Source organism: Nonomuraea sp. NPDC049624 (genome assembly GCF_040675255.1).
In the GTDB taxonomy this organism is placed as follows: Bacteria; Actinomycetota; Actinomycetes; order Streptosporangiales; family Streptosporangiaceae; genus Nonomuraea.
Window position 1 is genome coordinate 15,185 of the sequence record NZ_JBFAOR010000018.1, and the last position, 16,643, is coordinate 31,827.

At 70.0% G+C, this 16,643-nt stretch carries 17 protein-coding genes and 1 pseudogene; 12 read left to right on the forward strand and 6 right to left on the reverse strand.

Going from position 1 to position 16,643, the window contains the following annotated elements:
• Positions 1-207: 207 nt before the first annotated feature.
• Entirely contained in the window at positions 208-468 is a 261-nt protein-coding gene (locus tag AB0J76_RS45170; protein WP_364393509.1) for a hypothetical protein, read from the forward strand.
• Positions 469-616: 148 nt separating this feature from the next.
• On the opposite strand, the gene AB0J76_RS45175 is transcribed toward AB0J76_RS45170, so the two are convergent.
• Positions 617-793 carry a hypothetical protein gene (locus AB0J76_RS45175; RefSeq protein ID WP_352326686.1) on the reverse strand — a complete coding sequence of 59 codons (177 nt, stop codon included), beginning with the start codon at positions 791-793 and terminating at the stop codon, positions 617-619.
• Between the two features lie 61 nt (positions 794-854).
• Here AB0J76_RS45175 and AB0J76_RS45180 point away from each other — a divergent pair, with 61 nt between their 5' ends.
• Positions 855-1,391 carry an RNA polymerase sigma factor gene (locus AB0J76_RS45180; RefSeq protein WP_352326688.1) on the forward strand — a complete coding sequence of 179 codons (537 nt, stop codon included), beginning with the start codon at positions 855-857 and terminating at the stop codon, positions 1,389-1,391.
• The gene (locus AB0J76_RS45185) at positions 1,388-2,218 is read left to right on the forward strand and encodes a hypothetical protein (RefSeq protein ID WP_352326690.1); all 831 of its coding nucleotides are present in this window, start codon (positions 1,388-1,390) and stop codon (positions 2,216-2,218) included. The genes AB0J76_RS45180 and AB0J76_RS45185 overlap by 4 nt, the downstream gene beginning before the upstream one ends.
• A gap of 373 nt (positions 2,219-2,591) precedes the next feature.
• On the opposite strand, the gene AB0J76_RS45190 is transcribed toward AB0J76_RS45185, so the two are convergent.
• The 4 genes from AB0J76_RS45190 to AB0J76_RS45205 form a co-directional block, all read right to left on the reverse strand.
• Complete coding sequence (locus AB0J76_RS45190; protein WP_352326691.1) at positions 2,592-2,984, reverse strand: hypothetical protein; 393 nt, start codon at positions 2,982-2,984, stop codon at positions 2,592-2,594.
• Positions 2,985-3,206: 222 nt separating this feature from the next.
• On the reverse strand, positions 3,207-3,923 hold the full coding sequence (locus tag AB0J76_RS45195; RefSeq protein ID WP_364393514.1) for a hypothetical protein: 717 nt from the start codon (positions 3,921-3,923) through the stop codon (positions 3,207-3,209).
• Between the two features lie 189 nt (positions 3,924-4,112).
• A complete protein-coding gene (locus AB0J76_RS45200) occupies positions 4,113-4,652 on the reverse strand; it encodes a DUF3800 domain-containing protein (protein ID WP_352326694.1) in 540 nt (179 codons plus the stop codon).
• Positions 4,653-4,665: 13 nt separating this feature from the next.
• Positions 4,666-4,833, reverse strand: coding sequence for a hypothetical protein (locus tag AB0J76_RS45205; RefSeq protein ID WP_352326695.1), 168 nt, complete (start codon positions 4,831-4,833; stop codon positions 4,666-4,668).
• A gap of 270 nt (positions 4,834-5,103) precedes the next feature.
• On the opposite strand from AB0J76_RS45205, the gene AB0J76_RS45210 reads away from it, so the two are divergent.
• From AB0J76_RS45210 to AB0J76_RS45245, 8 genes are all read left to right on the forward strand, one after another.
• Positions 5,104-5,496 carry a GntR family transcriptional regulator gene (locus AB0J76_RS45210; RefSeq protein ID WP_352326697.1) on the forward strand — a complete coding sequence of 131 codons (393 nt, stop codon included), beginning with the start codon at positions 5,104-5,106 and terminating at the stop codon, positions 5,494-5,496.
• A complete protein-coding gene (locus AB0J76_RS45215; protein ID WP_352326699.1) occupies positions 5,493-6,383 on the forward strand; it encodes an ABC transporter ATP-binding protein in 891 nt (296 codons plus the stop codon). Before AB0J76_RS45210 ends, AB0J76_RS45215 begins: the two co-directional genes overlap by 4 nt.
• Positions 6,380-7,426: an ABC transporter permease gene (locus tag AB0J76_RS45220; protein ID WP_352326701.1), complete on the forward strand. Its 1,047-nt coding sequence runs from the start codon at positions 6,380-6,382 to the stop codon at positions 7,424-7,426. The genes AB0J76_RS45215 and AB0J76_RS45220 overlap by 4 nt, the downstream gene beginning before the upstream one ends.
• On the forward strand, positions 7,423-8,844 hold the full coding sequence (locus tag AB0J76_RS45225; protein ID WP_352326703.1) for a S41 family peptidase: 1,422 nt from the start codon (positions 7,423-7,425) through the stop codon (positions 8,842-8,844). The genes AB0J76_RS45220 and AB0J76_RS45225 overlap by 4 nt, the downstream gene beginning before the upstream one ends.
• Before the next feature lie 10 nt (positions 8,845-8,854).
• A complete protein-coding gene (locus AB0J76_RS45230; RefSeq protein WP_352326704.1) occupies positions 8,855-10,009 on the forward strand; it encodes an alpha/beta hydrolase in 1,155 nt (384 codons plus the stop codon).
• A gap of 287 nt (positions 10,010-10,296) precedes the next feature.
• A complete protein-coding gene (locus AB0J76_RS45235; RefSeq protein ID WP_352326706.1) occupies positions 10,297-10,467 on the forward strand; it encodes a hypothetical protein in 171 nt (56 codons plus the stop codon).
• 223 nt (positions 10,468-10,690) lie between these two features.
• The gene (locus AB0J76_RS45240; protein WP_364393522.1) at positions 10,691-11,665 is read left to right on the forward strand and encodes an ATP-binding cassette domain-containing protein; all 975 of its coding nucleotides are present in this window, start codon (positions 10,691-10,693) and stop codon (positions 11,663-11,665) included.
• The gene (locus tag AB0J76_RS45245; RefSeq protein WP_352329713.1) at positions 11,662-13,911 is read left to right on the forward strand and encodes an alpha/beta fold hydrolase; all 2,250 of its coding nucleotides are present in this window, start codon (positions 11,662-11,664) and stop codon (positions 13,909-13,911) included. The genes AB0J76_RS45240 and AB0J76_RS45245 overlap by 4 nt, the downstream gene beginning before the upstream one ends.
• A gap of 521 nt (positions 13,912-14,432) precedes the next feature.
• Here the strand turns inward: AB0J76_RS45245 and AB0J76_RS45250 are convergent.
• Positions 14,433-15,362, reverse strand: a pseudogene (locus AB0J76_RS45250) (Tn3 family transposase).
• 453 nt (positions 15,363-15,815) lie between these two features.
• Here AB0J76_RS45250 and AB0J76_RS45255 point away from each other — a divergent pair.
• A complete protein-coding gene (locus AB0J76_RS45255) occupies positions 15,816-16,598 on the forward strand; it encodes a hypothetical protein (RefSeq protein ID WP_352329711.1) in 783 nt (260 codons plus the stop codon).
• The last annotated feature ends 45 nt before the right edge of the window (positions 16,599-16,643 follow it).

Sequence of the window (16,643 nt, forward strand, 5' to 3'; positions counted from 1 at the left end):
ACCAGACGCAAAGTAGCCGTGAGTAACCGGCAGCCGCGTGACATAAGGGCCGGTTAGCGAGCAACGCGACATGCGATAACGCGCCCTGCCGTCGCTTTCGGGGCCGCGAGCGCCGGACTCCTCCCCGAACGCCCGGACCGAAACCCGGGGTCGGGCACCGCAGCCGTCACCCGTTGTGGCCTGCGGCAACGCTCTGCTCTGCCCCTGATGACACAAACCCGAGCGCCGGGCCGTGACGGCGCACTCGCCCGCGTCCGTCAGGCAGATCAGGAGGCCGCCGACGCTCTGGCCAAGGCCGCCACGGCGCGGGCGGAGGTCGCCGAGCCGGCCGACAACCTGGTGGCTTACGCGATGCTGCCGGCGGGCCCGCGCTCCATCGCCATCGGATGCGCCGGCGGGAAACAGCGCACCGTTGACCGGACTACCGAAAGACACGCCGTGAAGGAGCGAGTCTTTCGCCGGACGTAGTCGGTAAACGGTGCTTTTCTGGACTTTCCGGCCCGGTCTACGTGCGCGCACGCGCGTAGGTTCGGGTGCTTCTGTGATCTGCAACGCAGCTTGGCCGGGAATATGCAACATCATTTGGCCGCGTACGGTCACGGACAGCAACGGGCGGTCAGCTGATGCCGATGACCAGAGCATCGCGGGCGGCGTCGATGACCTCGGCGGTGATCCGGTCGACGCCGTCGTTGAGTTTCATCACCCGTTCGGCTTGTTCCAGGAGCCGGGTGACCAGCCGGAAGTTGCCTGCAACCGAACGGGGAAGGCCCCTCGGAACGGTGGGGTGAAACACTCGGAAAAGGTGCCGGACATGTATCGAGATGTCCGACACCTTGGTACGAGGAGAGTCATCTGTGCCCCATCCCCCGGGAGCGCGAGACCGCTTCGAAGCGATCTACAACGCGCACTACCCGGCCATCCACCAGCACGCCGCCCGCCGTACGGACTCGCCCGAGGACACGGCGGACGTGATGTCCGAGACGTTCCTCACCGCGTGGCGGCGCATCGCCGACGTGCCCGAGGGCAAGGACGCCCGCCTGTGGCTGTACGGCGTGGCCCGTCGCGTCCTGGCCAACCAGCGGCACGGCCAGTCCCGTAGGGCCGGGCTGGCAGAACGGCTGAAGGACGCGTCGTCCGCCGCGCGGCCGTCCGGGCCGGACGGGCTTGACCATGTGCGGGAGGCGTTCGACGGCCTTCCCGCCCGTGACCGCGACGTGCTCGCATTGGCCTGCTGGGAAGGCCTGACCGGCCCGGAGATCGGCAAAGTGCTCGGCTGCACAGCGACGGCGGCCCGCATCAGGCTGCACCGCGCACGCAAGCGGCTGGCCAAGGCGCTGGGGCTGACGGAAGAAGACCAGGCGATCGTGGAACTGAGAGGAGAGAGCCTGTGAGCAAGATCGACCGGCTGGTGGCCGCCATCGACCCCGCGCCCCACCCGCCAGAACAGGGCCAGGACGCGCGGGAGTTGTTCCACGAGATCGTTGCGACGCCGTCCAAGGCACGTCGCAGGGTGCGCTGGCCGGTGGTGATGCCCCTCGCCGCGATGCTGGCGGCCGCGGCCGTCATGGGGGTGGCGTTCATCCCCACCGACGCACCAAGCGGCATCGCACCGGCCACCGCGCTGGCATTCCAGCGTTCGGGCGACGACTGGATCGTCACCGTCAAGGACCTCTACGCCGACCCTGAGCGCTTCGCATCCGAGTTCAAGGCCCGCGGGCTCGACATCCGCCTGTCGATCGCCGCAGGCTCCCCAAGCATGGTCGGTCATGTCGCGGCCACGGATAATTCGGAGGAACCCGGCATCGAAGAGTCGGTGGAGTGCGAGGCCGGCCGATGCGCGGCCTCGTTCCGCATTCCCGGGGATTTCAAGGGCAGCGCGCAGATCTGGTTTGCCCGTCCGGCCCGGCCCGGGGAGCGGTACGAATCGGCCGGTGACGCCGACGCCGCTGGTGAGCTGCTGCATTGCGTGCCGTTCCGCGGCATGACCGTGGACGAGGTACGGGCCGTGCTGGCCGAGCGGGACGGCTCGATCGAGGAGTTCAGGGTCGGCAAGAAGTCGGACCGCGCCCAGCAGGTGCCGGGCAGCTGGTTCGTCAGCGACGCGGTGCCGACAGCCCCTGGGCAGGTGCTCGTCTGGGCGCAGCCGGAAGGGATGAAGTTCACTCCCGAGCTGACCGCGCACGTGAAGAAGAAGATGGCCGGATGCCCGAAAGGCTGACCGAGAAATACCCCGCATGAGTGAGTATGGCGCCGCAGCAGAAGGTGCGGCGCCATACGTACGCCAGCCGCCGGAACGGCACAACCGCGGTCTGGTTCCACCTAACGTGATCTGGCTCAGCGGCCCCGTCACTAGGAGTGACATCCGGCCAAATAATGGTGCAGCTCCCCGGCCAAGGTGCGGTGCAGGTGACAGGTGCTTCCGGCAGCGGCCTTCCCTGCTTCCGGAAGCACCCCCGCTAGCACCCCAAACCACGCCCTGAACAGGCCGGTAGCAGGTAGCAGCCGGACAGTGAACAACCTGGAACCCGGCTCGGGAGGGCGCTTTGCTGCCCCTCCGCCAGGGCCTGCTTCCGCAACCGGCGGCGCGACGTTTACCGGCGGTGGCGAGGTAGCAGGTGAGCCTCCAGGGCGCAGCTGATGAGCTCGCTGCGCGAACGGGCGCCTGTGGCGTCGACCAGGTCGTCGATGACGTTCGTGTCCGCCTCCGTGGCCTGGAAGGACCACAGGCGGCGGCCGTCACGCGCGGCGGCCGCCGTGGTCGACGCGCCATGCCGAGGCGGGAACAGGCTGTCCTCACGTCGCACCGGTCCCGCGTACCTGCGCGCGACCAGGCCGGGCAGCTCGGCGCGCAAAGCGTCGATGGCCTCGACCACCAGCTGGTAGTTGTCCACGCGACGCGAGCGGCGGCGACGGCTGGCCGCCTGAATGACGGCGAGCAGCAGGTAGACCCCGACCGGGAACGTGTCGGGCGGCCCCTCAGGCACCTGACGACGCTCGGCCACGTGGGCCTGGCCCTCCCGCGCCTGTTCGGCTGTCGCGTCAGGAGCGGGCGCAGACGGCGGCGAGGACGGGGCGGCATCGGGGGCGAGGACGGGGCGGTATCGGGGGCGACGGCGTCGGTGTCCTTGCCCGGCTGCTGACGCGCGGGCAGCAGTCCCCCGAGGAGGAAGTCCGCAGGAATTAGCGGTAGCGCACCACGCCGGAGCTCATGCGGTGGTGCCTCGCTTCCGGCGGCGCAGGGGATCGCGGTCGGCGACATGGGCGGCCACGGCGTCGACACTGGGCCGGGCGTAGCGCTCCAGGGAGCGTACGGAGGCGTGTCGGGAGCGGGCCAACAAGGTTGGGGTGTTGGTGCCGTCCTCGGCTTCATGCGTCAGAGCGGAGTGGCGCAGTTGATGCAGCGTCCACCCGCCGCGTGCCTCGAGTTCGGGCCCGCGGGTGCGGCCTTTGAGCAGCCGGGGCAGGAGTTGGGCGGTGCCCGATTGCCAGTGCACCCATTCGATGGTGCCGCCCTTGGAGGTGACGCGGCCGCGTTTGTCGGTCAGCAGCAGGTCCTCAACGTCGAGGCAGAGGATCTCCTCGGTTCGTGCGCACGTCTCGTACAGGGCCTTCCAGAGCGTACGTTCGCGTACGCCGATCTTGAGGTCGAACAGCACGGCGATCTGTGCGCGGGACAGCGCCCGAGTCCGGTCAGGGGGCGCGGGCCGGCGTTCGATGCCGCTGATCGGGTTGCGGGCCAGCCATCCGCGGGCGCGCCACCAGGTGACGGCAGCCTTCATCACCGACAGTTCACGGTTGACGGTATCGGCGTCGACCAGCCGGGCCCGCTGCGCGAACATCTCGGCGAGCACGTCGGCTGGCACCTCATCGAACGAGGCCACCGCCACGGCGGGTGGCTCGGCGCCGCGCCGGTTGCGGCCCAATGGCGGTTGCTGCCCAATGGCGGTTGCTGCCCCGTGGCCAGCCAGGCCCAGGTGAGCAGTGAGATCCGGTAGATCCGCTGGAAAGAGGCAGCTATTCCAGCCGAGAGAAGGTATGCCTCCACGGCGGTGCTGTAGTCGGCGGGCGTGCTGCGATCGAGGGCGTGAACGGTCATGCGCTGCTGCTCCCCGTCATGGATGTGGATACGTCCCCGAGGATCCCTTGGCGTAGTGGGTTTCTTCGAGAATCCAGTAGTGCAGGTCCACCAAATCGGGAGGCCACAGCACCACGCCCGCTTGGCCGACGAGTCCATGCGCGTTGGTGCGGGCCAGTTCCTTCAGCCACTTCGCCAGCTTCATCCCGGCGAATTGGCCGGCGACCGCCGCGGTGGTCGCCGCAGTGACGAGGTCTGCCAGCTGCAGGTGCGGAACGTGATGGGAGGGCGCGGTGAGGATGGGCGAGACGACGCGATCGGGTGTGGCGAAGCGAGTGCCGTCCCGGGTCAGGCCGAGGGTGTCGGCCAGCCACTTCACTTCGTCCTTGCGGCCACCGCCCGGCTGATCAGCGATGATGACGCCGACATCATTCCGCTCCCGCAGATGCAATGTGACCCGCTCGTAGAGGTACTTGAGGATCTCGGCCTCGACATCAGCCTTCTCCCACGGCAGATGGCCGCGATCCCACACCACGACGGCAGACCTGATGCCCTGGTCGATGGCGGCCTGAAGCATCCGCTGGCGCAGTTCAGTGATCAGTTGTCCGCCCGCCGATGCCTGGAATGTGAGGCTTCCACTTGATCTCCTCGCCCTCGGGAATCTCCAGCTCCGTGCGGATGCCGTCGAGCGCGGACGCGAACCCCGCGACCGCAGGTTCGGGGACGATCACACCGCCCACCGAGACGAGCTCGCCCATCTGTCCACGGCGGGCTCCTTCTGCCCGCTGTCGTCGATGTAGATCATGTGCACCGTGACGCCTCCAGGACCATTGCCGCAGTAAATGCGGCATTTACTGCGGCAGTCATTCGGCGCGGCAAAGATCTGCCTCGGCGTAGTAGGGCCGCGGTCGGGCTGGGGCGATGGACCACTTCGGGTGTCACTGGGCAAGACCTTCACGGCGATGCTTATGCTCCTTTAACATCTGGAACTCTAAAGTGCTAGCAGGCTAGATATATGGAGGATCCAGGTGATCGAGTTCCATCTGGACGGCAGGTCGGGCGTTTCGCCGTATCTGCAGCTGGTCCAGCAAGTACGGCAGGCGCTGCGGCTCGGCGTGCTGCGCGAGGGTGACCAGCTGCCCACCGTCAAGGAGGTGGTGGCGCACTTGGCGATCAACGCCAACACCGTCCTGAAGGCTTACCGAGAGCTCGAGCACCTAGGCTTGGTGGCCGCCCGGCCGGGGGTGGGGACGTTCGTGACGGCGACGCTCACCGACACCTCGCTGGCCGCGCACGGCCCGCTGCGGATGGAGCTGCAGCGCTGGCTGGCCAAGGCCCGCCGGGCCGGCCTCGACGAGGAAAGCATCGAGGCCCTCTTCATGACCACCTTTCGGACCTTCGCTCAGGAGGACATAGCGTGAACGCGGTCCTGCAGGCCCAGGGACTGGGCAGGAAATACGGCAGACGCTGGGCGCTGCGCGAGTGCACCATCGACATCCCGGCGGGCCACGTCGTCGGGCTTGTGGGCCCCAACGGAGCCGGCAAGACCACGCTCCTGAAACTCGCCAGCGGCCAGCTCCAGCCCTCGGCGGGCGGCATCACCGTGCTCGGCGGCCGGCCCGCCGGCGGTCCGGCGCAGCTGGCCAAGGTCGGCTTCGTGGCCCAGAACACCCCCACCTACGCCGGGCTCAGCATCGCCGATCACCTGCGGCTGGGAGCACGGCTCAACCCCCGCTGGGACGCCCCCATGGCGCGCGAACGAATCGCGAGACTCGGTCTCGATCCCGCCCACCGGGCGGGCAAGCTGTCGGGTGGCCAGCGCGCCCAGCTCGCCCTCACTGTGGGCCTGGCCAAGCGGCCCGAGCTGCTGATCCTGGACGAGCCGGTCGCCTCGCTCGACCCGCTGGCCCGCCGCGAGTTTCTGCAGGGCCTGATGGAGGCGACCGTCGAGCACAGGTTCAGCGTGCTGCTCTCCTCTCACCTGGTCTCCGACCTGGAACGCACGTGCGACTACCTGATCGTGCTCGTCGACTCCCGCGTGCAGGTGGCCGGGGAGACCGACAAGCTGCTGGCCACCCATCACCGGCTCACCGGCCCGCGCCGCGATCCCGACCGGCTCCCTGCCGACCAGCACGTGATCTCCGCCAGCCACACCGACCGGCAGAGCACGTACGTGATCCGCACCGACGCCCCCATCCACGACCCCGCCTGGACGGTCACCCAGCTCAGCCTGGAAGACATCGTCCTGGCCTACATGGACAAGCACGCGACCGAGAACCGGCGAGTCGCCCTGGAAGTGCAGCGATGATCTGGCTGACCTGGCGCCAGCTGCGCGGCTCGGCCGCGATGATGGCCGCCGTACTCGTCATTCTCGCTGTCGCGCTGGCTCTGACCGGCCCGGACCTGGCCGCCAGATACTCCGCTGGGATCGCCGCCTGTACCCCGGCCAACACCTGCGACCGCTTCTACGACCAATTCTTCGGCGGGCACGAGTTCTCCTTCATGGCCGTCAGCCTTGTCGTGCTGCTCCTGCCCGCTCTCGTCGGGCTCTTCTGGGGAGCACCGTTGATCACCCGCGAGCTGGAGGCGGGCACGCACCTGATGGTGTGGAACCAGAGCATCACCCGCGGCCGCTGGCTGGCGGTCAAGCTCGCCCTCACCGGTCTGGTCGCCGTGGCCGCCGCCGGCCTGTGCGGCCTTATGGTGACCTGGTGGTCCGACCCTCTGGACAAAGTAGCCGCTGAAGACTTGGCCCTGATGGCTCCGCTGGTGTTCGGCGCGCGTGGCATCGCCCCGATGGGGTATGCGGCCTTCGCCTTCGTCCTGGGCATCACCGTGGGCATGCTGGTGCGCCGCACGCTGCCCGCCATGGCCCTCACCCTGGCCGCCTTCGCCGCGATCCAGCTCGCCATGCCGCTGCTGGTCCGGCCCCACCTGATGCCCCCGATCACCTCTACCTTCGAGCTCGGCGTAACGAACGTGGACGGCCTCAACATCCCCCGGGACGGAGGCGCGCCCCCGCGGCTCTCCCTGAATCCGGCCGTACCCGGCCACCTGGGCTCCTGGATCCTGTCCAACAACCTGCTCGACCCATCCGGACGCCTGATCCCCACCAGCGGCGAGGGAGCCGCCATCAAGGTCTCCACGACATCGGGCCCCTGCGCACCGCCAGCTGGCCCCGGGGACGGCTGCCTAGTCGAGATCAACCGGCTCGGCTACCGGCAGCAGGCGACCTACCAGCCCCTTGAGCGCTTCTGGCCCTTCCAGTGGATCGAGACCGGGATCTACGCCCTGCTCACCCTCGGCCTGACATGGTTGTCCTTCTGGTGGATCCGCAGGCGCCTGTCATGACCGTCATCAGGACCGCGACCGCCGGGCTCGCCCTCCTCCTGGCAGCGGCCTGCACAGCCCCCGCGCCGCCGCGCAGCCAGACGAACACGGCAGCCGGCACGGTCTGCGCAGCGCCCCAGGCACCTCCCGGGGCGGAGACGGCCACCACGATCGACGTCATCGAGCAGGCCTACTTCTGCATCCTCGGCAACTACTACAGCGGCGCTACGCTGGACGCCCGCTCGCTGCTGGGCGCCGGATTCATCGCCCTGACCCAAGAGCTCAACCGCAATGGACGCGATCTGCCCGAGGCCGCCATGCCGGCGCTGACCGGTGACCGCAAAGCCGACTGGACCGCATTCGAGGCCGTCTATCGCAAGATCACCGATCGGGTCCCCGGCCTGCGCGACAAGCTGGCCGTCGTCACCCTCGAGGCCATCGTGGCCGGCCTCGGCGACAATCACGCCCACTGGGCGCACGACCTAGGGGGGCGGCACCCCGACTCCTACGACGGCGACGGCTACGGCCTGGGTCTCCAGGCGAACGTCAACGGCCCGCAGGTGGAGGGCAACCCCGGCGTCGCGCTGGCCCCGCTGTTCGTCACCGAAGTGCAGGGCGGCGCGGCGCAGGCCGCCGGCCTGCGCCCGGGCGACATCATCGAATCGATCAACGGCTCGGCGCCCTTCATCGAGGGGAAGGCCACGCCCGCGATCGAGGCCCTCAACCCGCAATATCCGCAGGCGCGTCCGGTCCGGCTGCGGCTCCTTCGGCAGAGCACCGGCCGCCGCTGGAGCGTGACGCTCAAGCCCGGCCTCTACCAGCGGGATCTGACCACCCTGCAAGTGGTGCAGTCGAAGCTGCTGGACGACAACATCGCCTATGTGCGGCTGCGCGGGTTCGCTCCCGACTCCGCGACCAGGGTGTTCAAGGCGATCTCCAGGCTGCGCACCGGCCGGACCCTCACCGGCGTCGTGCTGGACCTGCGCGGCAACGGCGGCGGCAGCCCCAGGGAGGCGATCCGGCTGGTGAGCGCGTTCGCCCACGGCAAGGTCACCGCCTACCAGTGCACGGTGGAGGGCAGGTGCGAGACTTCGTGGACCGACGACACCGTCGAGCTGCTCAACCTGCCGCTGATGGTGCTCACCGACCGCAGCTGCGCCTCGGCGTGCGAGCACTTCAGCTCCGCGGTCAAGGACCTGGGGATCGGCCGGCTGGTCGGCACCAGGACCGCCGGCGTCATCTCCGGCCCGGCGCAGTCGTACCTGCTCGGCAACAACACCACGCTGGGCTTCCCCGCCAGGCACCACCTGGGGCCCAACCGCGAGGTGATCGACCGGATCGGCGTGCCGCCCGACCACCACGTGCCCCTGACCCCGAAGGACGCGGCCGCCGGGCGCGACCCCGCCCTGGCCAAGGCCCTGACCCTGCTGCACCAGTGAGGACCGCTCGATGAGACACCTCCTGGCCGTCGCCGCGGGACTGGCCGTCCTGGCCGCATCGGCCTGCTCCGCACCCGCGCCGCCCCGCTCCGCCGCCCCGCCGCCCACGCCGACCGGGCCGGCCACCCTGCCGGCCCCCACCGGCGACCAGCCGGTGGGAACCACCGCCCTGTATCTGAAGGACGCCTCCCGCCCCGATCCGTGGAACCTCGACGTCGACGCCAGGGAGCTCAAGGTCACCCTGTGGTATCCGACCAAGCAGCGGGACGGGCAGCGGGCGCCGTACATGACGCCGAGGGAATCGGAGCTCACCCTGAAGAGCTTGGGGATCACGGGCGTGCCGGACGACGCGCTGAGCAAGACGCGCACGAACGCCATCAAAGACGCCGAACCCGCGGGACGGAAGCTTCCGCTGGTGGTGCTGTCCCCCGGCTTCACCAAGCCGATGAGCACACTCACGTCCCTGGCCGAGGACCTGGCCAGCCGCGGGTACGTCGTGGCCGGCATCGACCACACCTACGAAAGCTACGCCACCACCCTGTCCGACGGCCGGGTCGCCGAATGCCTCGCCTGCGACAGTGACGCCGACCCGGGCTTCGGCACGGGAGTGGTTCAGGGCCGGGCGGCCGACGTCTCCTTCGTGCTCGACCAGTTGCCATCGCAGTGGGACGGTTCCGACCGGATCGACCGCTCCAGGATCGCGATGGCCGGCCAGTCGATCGGCGGGGCCGGTGCCATGGCGGCCATGGTGAAGGACTCCCGGGTGCGCGCCGGGATCGACATGGACGGCACCACCTACGCCCGCATCCCCAAGAGCGGATTCTCTCGGCCGTTCATGTTCCTGGGCTCGCCGCAGCACATCCCCGGAGGCCGAGACACCTCCTGGGACCGCGACTGGAAGCTGCTGACCGGGTGGAAGCGCTGGATCGTGCTGTCGGGCGCCGAACACCAGTCCTTCACCGACGGCCCGCTGCTGGCGGGCGCCCTCGGCATCAAGCCCGCGTACGGGATTCTGCCCGCGGCGCGCGCCGCCGAGCTCACCCGCACCTACGTGGCAGCCTTCCTCGACCAGCACCTGAAATCCCAACGGCAACCCCTCATGGACAAGCCGTCATCACGCTACCCCGAGGTCAAATTCTGCCCCGAGGCCTGCGGTCGGTCATGAATCCCCGCGCGCCGTGGAGCAACCGGGTGATGCCGACCGCAACCCCGCCCTGCAGCGCCGACGACCGACGCCCCGACGACCTCGGACATTCATACGACGATGGAGATCGACATGGATGGCATCCCCGGTCAGAGGCGCTCGCGCAGGAACATCATGGCGGCCGTCGCCCTAGCCGCAGTCGCACTGGCCGCCGCGGCCTGCGGAGGTGACGAGGAACCCGGCCGGACCGAGGCGTCCAGGGCGTCACAGGGCGATGCAGTGGCCTTCGCCAAGTGCCGCCGCTTGGCATGGCTGAACTCATCGAGCACTGGACTGTGCTGGGCGATGAGATCGGGCTGGTCAGTGCGAAGCAGGAGGGCACTCGTCTGGCCTTCGCGCTGTTGCTGAAGTACTTCACGCAGCACGGCCGGTTCCCGCGTGGGCGGGCGGGAGGTCCACCGGGCCGGCCGCCGCTCTGAGCGCGAGGGCGGCTGACCCGCTGCCGGGTGCGGGTCGTGTCCGGATCATCGTTGCAGTCTGCCTTGTTCGCAGGACTGCGGAGGTAGGGCTGGCCCCACCTGCTTTGGTGGCAATTGTCCACCTGCCCCGTAGGCGCAGGCCCATGGAGGTTCTGCTCCTCGGCCATCAGGCTGGCCACGCCGCCGAACCGGGCGGTCCCGAGGCCATCGACGAGGGGGCGTTTTGATCGAAGTGAGAGGCCTGACCATGCGGTACGGCCGCGCGGTCGCCGTGGACGATCTGAGTTTCACCGTGAGACCGGGCCTGGTGACCGGATTCCTGGGGCCGAACGGCGCGGGGAAGTCCACGACCATGCGGGCGGTGCTCGGGCTGGAGGTTCCCGCCGCAGGCGAGACGCTGGTGGACGGGCGTTCGTATGTGTCGTTGCGCAGTCCGTTGCGCACCATGGGGGCGCTGCTCGATGCCGGGGCGGTGCACGGCGGTCGGACCGCCCGCGACCACCTGCGCTGCCTGGCCCGCAGCAACGGCATCGGCATGGCCCGGGTGGCCGCGGTCCTGGAACAGGTCGGCCTGACCGGCGTCGCGGACCGGCGGATCAAGGGGTTCTCCCTGGGGATGAGGCAGCGGCTGGGCATTGCGGCGGCGCTGCTCGGCGATCCGGCGGTGCTGATGCTGGACGAGCCGCTGAACGGCCTGGACCCGGAGGGCATCCGCTGGCTCCGAGGATTGCTGCGCTCGCTCGCCGGCGAAGGCCGCACGGTGCTGCTGTCCAGCCATCTGATGAACGAGCTGGCAGTGACGGCGGACCACGTCGTCGTCATCGGGCGGGGCCGGCTGATCGCCGACACCACCATGGACGACCTGGCGGGGCACTTCCAGCGGGACGTGCTGGTGCGCACGTCCCGTCCTGAACGGCTCACCGCCGTGATGCGCACGCAGGGGGCGACGGTGACCACCGAGGACGACGGCGCCCTGTCCGTGCGCGGCCTGGGCGCGGCCCGGATCGGTGAGCTGGCGCTGGCGGCGGGGATCGCGCTGGTGGAGCTGTCGCCGCGCGGCGCGTCCCTGGAGGAGGCGTTCATGCGGCTCACCGGCGACAGCACGGAGTACACGACGGTGAGCGAGGACAGGACCGACTACACGACCGTCACCGGCGAGGGCTCGGGGCGCGCCCCAGTACGGCGGGCCGCGCGATGATCGACGTGATCGCCTCCGAGTGGCTGAAGTTCCGCTCTCTGCGTTCGAACCTCTACCTGCTGGCCTGCTCGGCGTCGGCCATCGGAGCCTGCGCCGCGATAGCTTTCATGATCGGCCGCGGCTTCGACCGCCAGCCCCTGGACCAGCGGCTGGCCTTCCCCACCAACGGGGACGGCATCGGCAACGGGATCGCCCTCGCCTACTTCGTCCTCGCCGTCCTGGGTGCCCTGACAATCACCTCGGAGCACAGCACCGGGACGATCCAGGCGAGCCTGGTGGCCGTGCCGCGCCGGCAGGTACTGCTGCTGGCCAAGATTCCGGCCCTGGCGGCGGTGGCGCTGGTGGCGGGCCAGGTGCTGGCGTTCGCCATGCACGCGGCCTCCATGGCGGTGCTCGGCGATCGGGCCGGGCAGATCCTGCGTGTCGGGGTGACGCTGGGCACGCCGCTGTCTGAGCCGGGGGTGCTCGCCTCGGTGATCGTCGCCGGGCTGTCGATGGCCGCGGTCGCGCTGATCGGGCTCGGCGTCGGTGCCGTCGTCCGCTCCACGCCCGGCGCGCTGGTCGCCCTGGCCGTGATCATCGTGGTGCTGCCGGTGGTGGCCAGGACGCTGCCCATGCCGCTGCGCGCGCAGGCGGGTTCGTTCATGATCGAAAACCTGCCGTTCCAGATCGCGGGGACCGGCGGCGGGATCCTGCCACCCGCCGTGGCGGCGGGGCTACTCGTCGGGTACGTGGCCGTCGCGTTGACGGCGGGCGCCACCGTGATGGCGCCCGCCGGGCGCCGGATCAGGGTGGCGGCGATCGGCGTGGCCACGGTCGTCCTGCTCCCGGCTGTGACAGGCCTGCCGGACACGGGCCCGGGCCCGTCGACACCGGCCTGGGCGGACTGCGCCGACAAGCGGCTGGCCGAAGAGCTGCGTTGCGCATCCGTCACCGTCCCGCTGGACTGGGCGAAGCCGTCAGGACGGCGGATCGAGCTGACCGTCGGCCTGCTGCCCGCCACCGGCGCCCAGCGGCGGATCGGTGCCGTGTTCGCGATCCCCGGCGGACCGGGGGCCTCGGGTGTGGCGGAGCTGAGCGAGAACGCGGGCAGCTTCGCCGAGCTGCGCGACCGGTTCGACGTGGTCAGCGTCGAGCCTCGCAACACCATCGACAAGGGCGTGCTGCCCTACGACTGCCTCGTCTCCGGCCCCTGGATCACCTGGCCCGACACCCGCGCGGAGTACGCCGAGCTGGGCAGGCGCAACCGGGCGGCGGCCGAGCGCTGCCGTGCCGCCGACCCCGACTTCTTCGACCACATGGACTCGGCCTCCGTGGCACGCGACATGGAGTCCGTCCGCGCCGCCCTCGGCGAGGACCAGTTGAGCTTCATCGCCAACTCCTACGGCGGTATCCCCGCGATCGCCTACTCCCGGCTGTTCCCCGGCCGGGTGCGCGCGATGGTGTTCGACGGCACGGCCAATCCGTATATGTCCCGGGCGCAGACCAGGCTTCCACACGAGGAGTCATTCGCCCGTTTCGCCGCCTGGTGCACGGCGAGCACTGCCTGCGCGCTGCACGGCCAGGACGTCGGCGAGGTCTGGCGGTCGCTGGTGGCGCGGGCCGACCGCGTCCCGGTGCCCGTCGAGGGCGAGCCGCCGCAGGCCGCCTACAGCGGCTTCGACCTCAAGGAGGCAGCCGCTCCCAGCATCGTCTCCCCAGGCCCCGCGCCCGGCTACCCCCGGTGGACAGAGCTCGCCGAGGCGATCAAGCGGGCCGCCGGCGGGGACGCCTCGGGCTTCGCCGACTACGTCCGGCAGAGCACGAAGAGCCCGAAGGTCCCCTCGTTCACCGGGATGAACATGACCCACTGCCTCGACGGCCTAGGTTTCCGCGACTACGCGGAGTACCGGGCCTCGCGCCGCGAGGGCGAGCGCCTGCTGCCGAACCTGGCCGGAACCGAGCTGTGGCACCCGCTCGCCTGCGTCGGCTGGCCGGCCCCCGCGACCAACCCACCCGCGCCGCTGCCTTCCACAGGCCTGCCGCCTTACCTGGGCGTCGGCTCCTGGACGGACTTCGAGGCCACCGCGGACCTCGTACGGCGGGTGCCCGGATCGGGGACGGTCGAGTACCAGGACCACGGTCACGGCCTCTACAACGCCGGCAAATCCTGCATCATCGCCCACGTCAACCGCTATCTGATCAGCCTGCGCCTACCTGCGGCGGGCACCGTATGCGGCCCGCAGGGAGTACAGCCGGCCACGTGAGCCGCAGGCCACCTCGATCGGCTCCGGGTGGGTGTCGTACCAGGCGCCGGTCACGCCGGGCATCCTCACGGGGCCGCCGCCGCAGCGCGCGCAGGAGAAGGAGATCTCGTCCACGTACAGGCGGTGCGGGCCGGGGCCGGACACTCGCCTCCGGCCAGCGCCTCCAACTCGGCGAGGTATCCAATTGCGGTCATGCTGGATCTGGCCGCCGAGGCCGAACTCCTCCTCGCCCAGGGCAGCATCGAACAAGCCTGCGCCCCATGGGGCCGGGCGATGGACCACATGGACGGCGTCGCCTCCGCCCGCACCCGCAGGACCATCACCGAGATGCGGCGCGACCTGTCCCGCTTCGCGCCCGCGGCCTGCGCTGCGCCCAGCAGCTCGACGAGCGCGCCATCAATCTCCTGCACGCCTGACACGCCACGCGGAAGGCATCGATCGAACCCCCGCGCTCGTCTCCTGGGTGCCGCCAGACGCAGGCGCACCGTGACATTCACGGCCGGGACCCCCATGACGGACGTCTACGGCATACTCCGGCTCGCCCCGCCGGCAGCACGATGGCCCGTCGTCGGTCGCGGGGCCATCCCCCCTGCCCGTGCCTCCTTCAACGGCACGAAGCGATGGCTGCTCAGGGAGTCGGTCCCAGCTGGCGCAGTTGCGCGGGCCGCAGTGGCCGCCATCCGCTGGTGTCGAGCTTGGCCGGCTCCGCCTCTACGTCGACGTTGATGACGCCGAGGAAGTTGATGTTGTCGCTGTGGCCGGGCGAGATGTGCGACCACCGAGTTGGTCAGCACGGTCAGGCACCACGCCTGTTCGGCCTGCTGCTCCAGATGCGGGCGGATGATCGTGCCCTGCTGGGCGTGATGCAGGTCGCGGCGCAGCGCGTGCAGGCTCTCCCCCTTGTTCGGCTGCCGCGAGATCTTCCCCCTGAAGGCCGGATCCGACAGCTATTCGGCCAGGTGGACAGTCCTTCTGAGCATGCCCCACTCCTTCAGCGCGGCAGCCAGGGTGTTCTGCCGGGAGGCCGCCGACCACTTGCCTACGATCAGCGAGGCGGTGGCCTGCCCGTACTTCAACGCCCCGGCCATCCGCAGCAGATCCGGCCAGCAGGCGGCCACCAAGTCCTCGTTCCAGCGCGCGCCCAGCAGCGGCCCGGCGTGCGGGTAGCGCTTGGCGATCTCGGTCGGGGTCTCATCGCGCACGAGGGTGACCCGGGTCAGGTCCCGCAGGCGCGGCGTCAGCGCCTTGCCGACCAGGTCGAACAGGGCAAAGTTGATCAATGTGGCACCGTGCGTATCCGTTGTCGCGTTCGGATGCCGCACCACGAGATCGACACTGACATCTGGAGGGTTGAGCGCGAGGAGGGAGATCACGAAGGTGCCGGCGATCTCCTCCCGGAGGGGCAGGCACGAAGAGAGTCCTCCGGCCCCGGCCAGGTCCGGCAGTGGCACCTGCCCGACGGCAAGGAGGCCCCGCTCTCGCCGCTCCGGGAGTGTACGAGGTCGGCTTCAGCCAGGACGGCTCCTTCCTGGCCACGGGCGGCAGGCATGAGCTCCTGGTCTGGAGTCTGAACCAGATGGTGGATCCACTGTTCCGGCGCCCGCTCGGCGGCGAGCTCGCCTTCGACATCAAGATCGACCCGGCCGCCTGCCACGTCCGCTACCTGGCGGGGGCACTCACGGGCTCGAGTTCTTCGGGGATGACCACGGTCCGCACGCTTCGGCTCACTGCCCTCTCCGACGGCGGCCGGGGAGACGACCGCACCACCATGGCGACGTTCGGTTCGGACGGCCACCGGCTTGCCATCACGTACGGTGACCGCGTAGAGCTACGCGACGGCAGCAGCGGGCCCGCCACCACTGCACTGTCCGGTAACCGCCTCAGAAGTGCCGGCGGGATGCCTGGTGGTCGCCGCCTTCCGGCGCGACGGCCGGGTCCTGGCCTACAGCGACATCTTGCAGACACCGCCGTTCAGGGCATGGCTTGGGGATCTCGACGGCCGACGCCTCAGTGCCACCTCCCCGCCCCTCCAAGACGGAAAGAGCCTCGCATTCGCCGGCGACAGCATCCTGATCGGCGGAAATCCCATCCTCGGCAACGATGCCTCCCACCTCAGCAAGACCATCGTCCGGGATCCGATCAAAGGCGGCATCTCCGCGACCGTGCCCTTCATCAGCGGCCGCCTCGCCGTCGACCCCACCGAGCGGCTACTGGTCAGCTCGCAGGGGCATGTCGCCGATCTCACCGCGGCAGGGCCGACCCGCCGCGCGGGCAGGATCGGCGCGTCCGGCGCGCTGGCCTTCAGCGCCGACGGCGCTACCTCGCCGTCGGCACGGGGAGCGGGCAGACCGCCCTCTGGGACGACAACGTACGACGCCACCTCGGCATCTTCACGTCCACCACCTCGGCCGCGGACCACCGCCCTGGCCTTCTCCCCGGATGCGCGTGCTCGCCGTCGGGATGGCCAACGGCGCGATTCTGCTGTGGGACACCGAAACACGGCAACCCATGGGGCACCCGTTCTCACTGCCGGCGATCTCGTGTTGGCTATCAGCCTGGACGGCGACGTCCTCTACGTCGCCGGCGATCACCTCCCCTACCAGCGCTTCGACCTCATGCCGGAGGACTGGGCCGCCCACTTCCCGGGCTACCCCTTCCAGCCCACCTGCGGCCGTGACGCGCGGTGAGGCTGATCGGCAGCAAGGTGTGTTCGCGCAGTGGGAGGGCCGGCC

Excerpts from the sequence above, each read along its gene's own strand:
- AB0J76_RS45170 (WP_364393509.1), top strand. The coding sequence starts at position 208 with ATGACACAAACCCGAGCGCCGGGCCGTGACGGCGCACTCGCCCGCGTC.
- AB0J76_RS45200 (WP_352326694.1), bottom strand. The coding sequence starts at position 4,652 with ATGCTTCAGGCCGCCATCGACCAGGGCATCAGGTCTGCCGTCGTGGTG.
- AB0J76_RS45205 (WP_352326695.1), bottom strand. The coding sequence starts at position 4,833 with ATGGGCGAGCTCGTCTCGGTGGGCGGTGTGATCGTCCCCGAACCTGCG.
- AB0J76_RS45220 (WP_352326701.1), top strand. The coding sequence starts at position 6,380 with ATGATCTGGCTGACCTGGCGCCAGCTGCGCGGCTCGGCCGCGATGATG.
- AB0J76_RS45225 (WP_352326703.1), top strand. The coding sequence starts at position 7,423 with ATGACCGTCATCAGGACCGCGACCGCCGGGCTCGCCCTCCTCCTGGCA.
- AB0J76_RS45230 (WP_352326704.1), top strand. The coding sequence starts at position 8,855 with ATGAGACACCTCCTGGCCGTCGCCGCGGGACTGGCCGTCCTGGCCGCA.
- AB0J76_RS45235 (WP_352326706.1), top strand. The coding sequence starts at position 10,297 with ATGGCTGAACTCATCGAGCACTGGACTGTGCTGGGCGATGAGATCGGG.
- AB0J76_RS45245 (WP_352329713.1), top strand. The coding sequence starts at position 11,662 with ATGATCGACGTGATCGCCTCCGAGTGGCTGAAGTTCCGCTCTCTGCGT.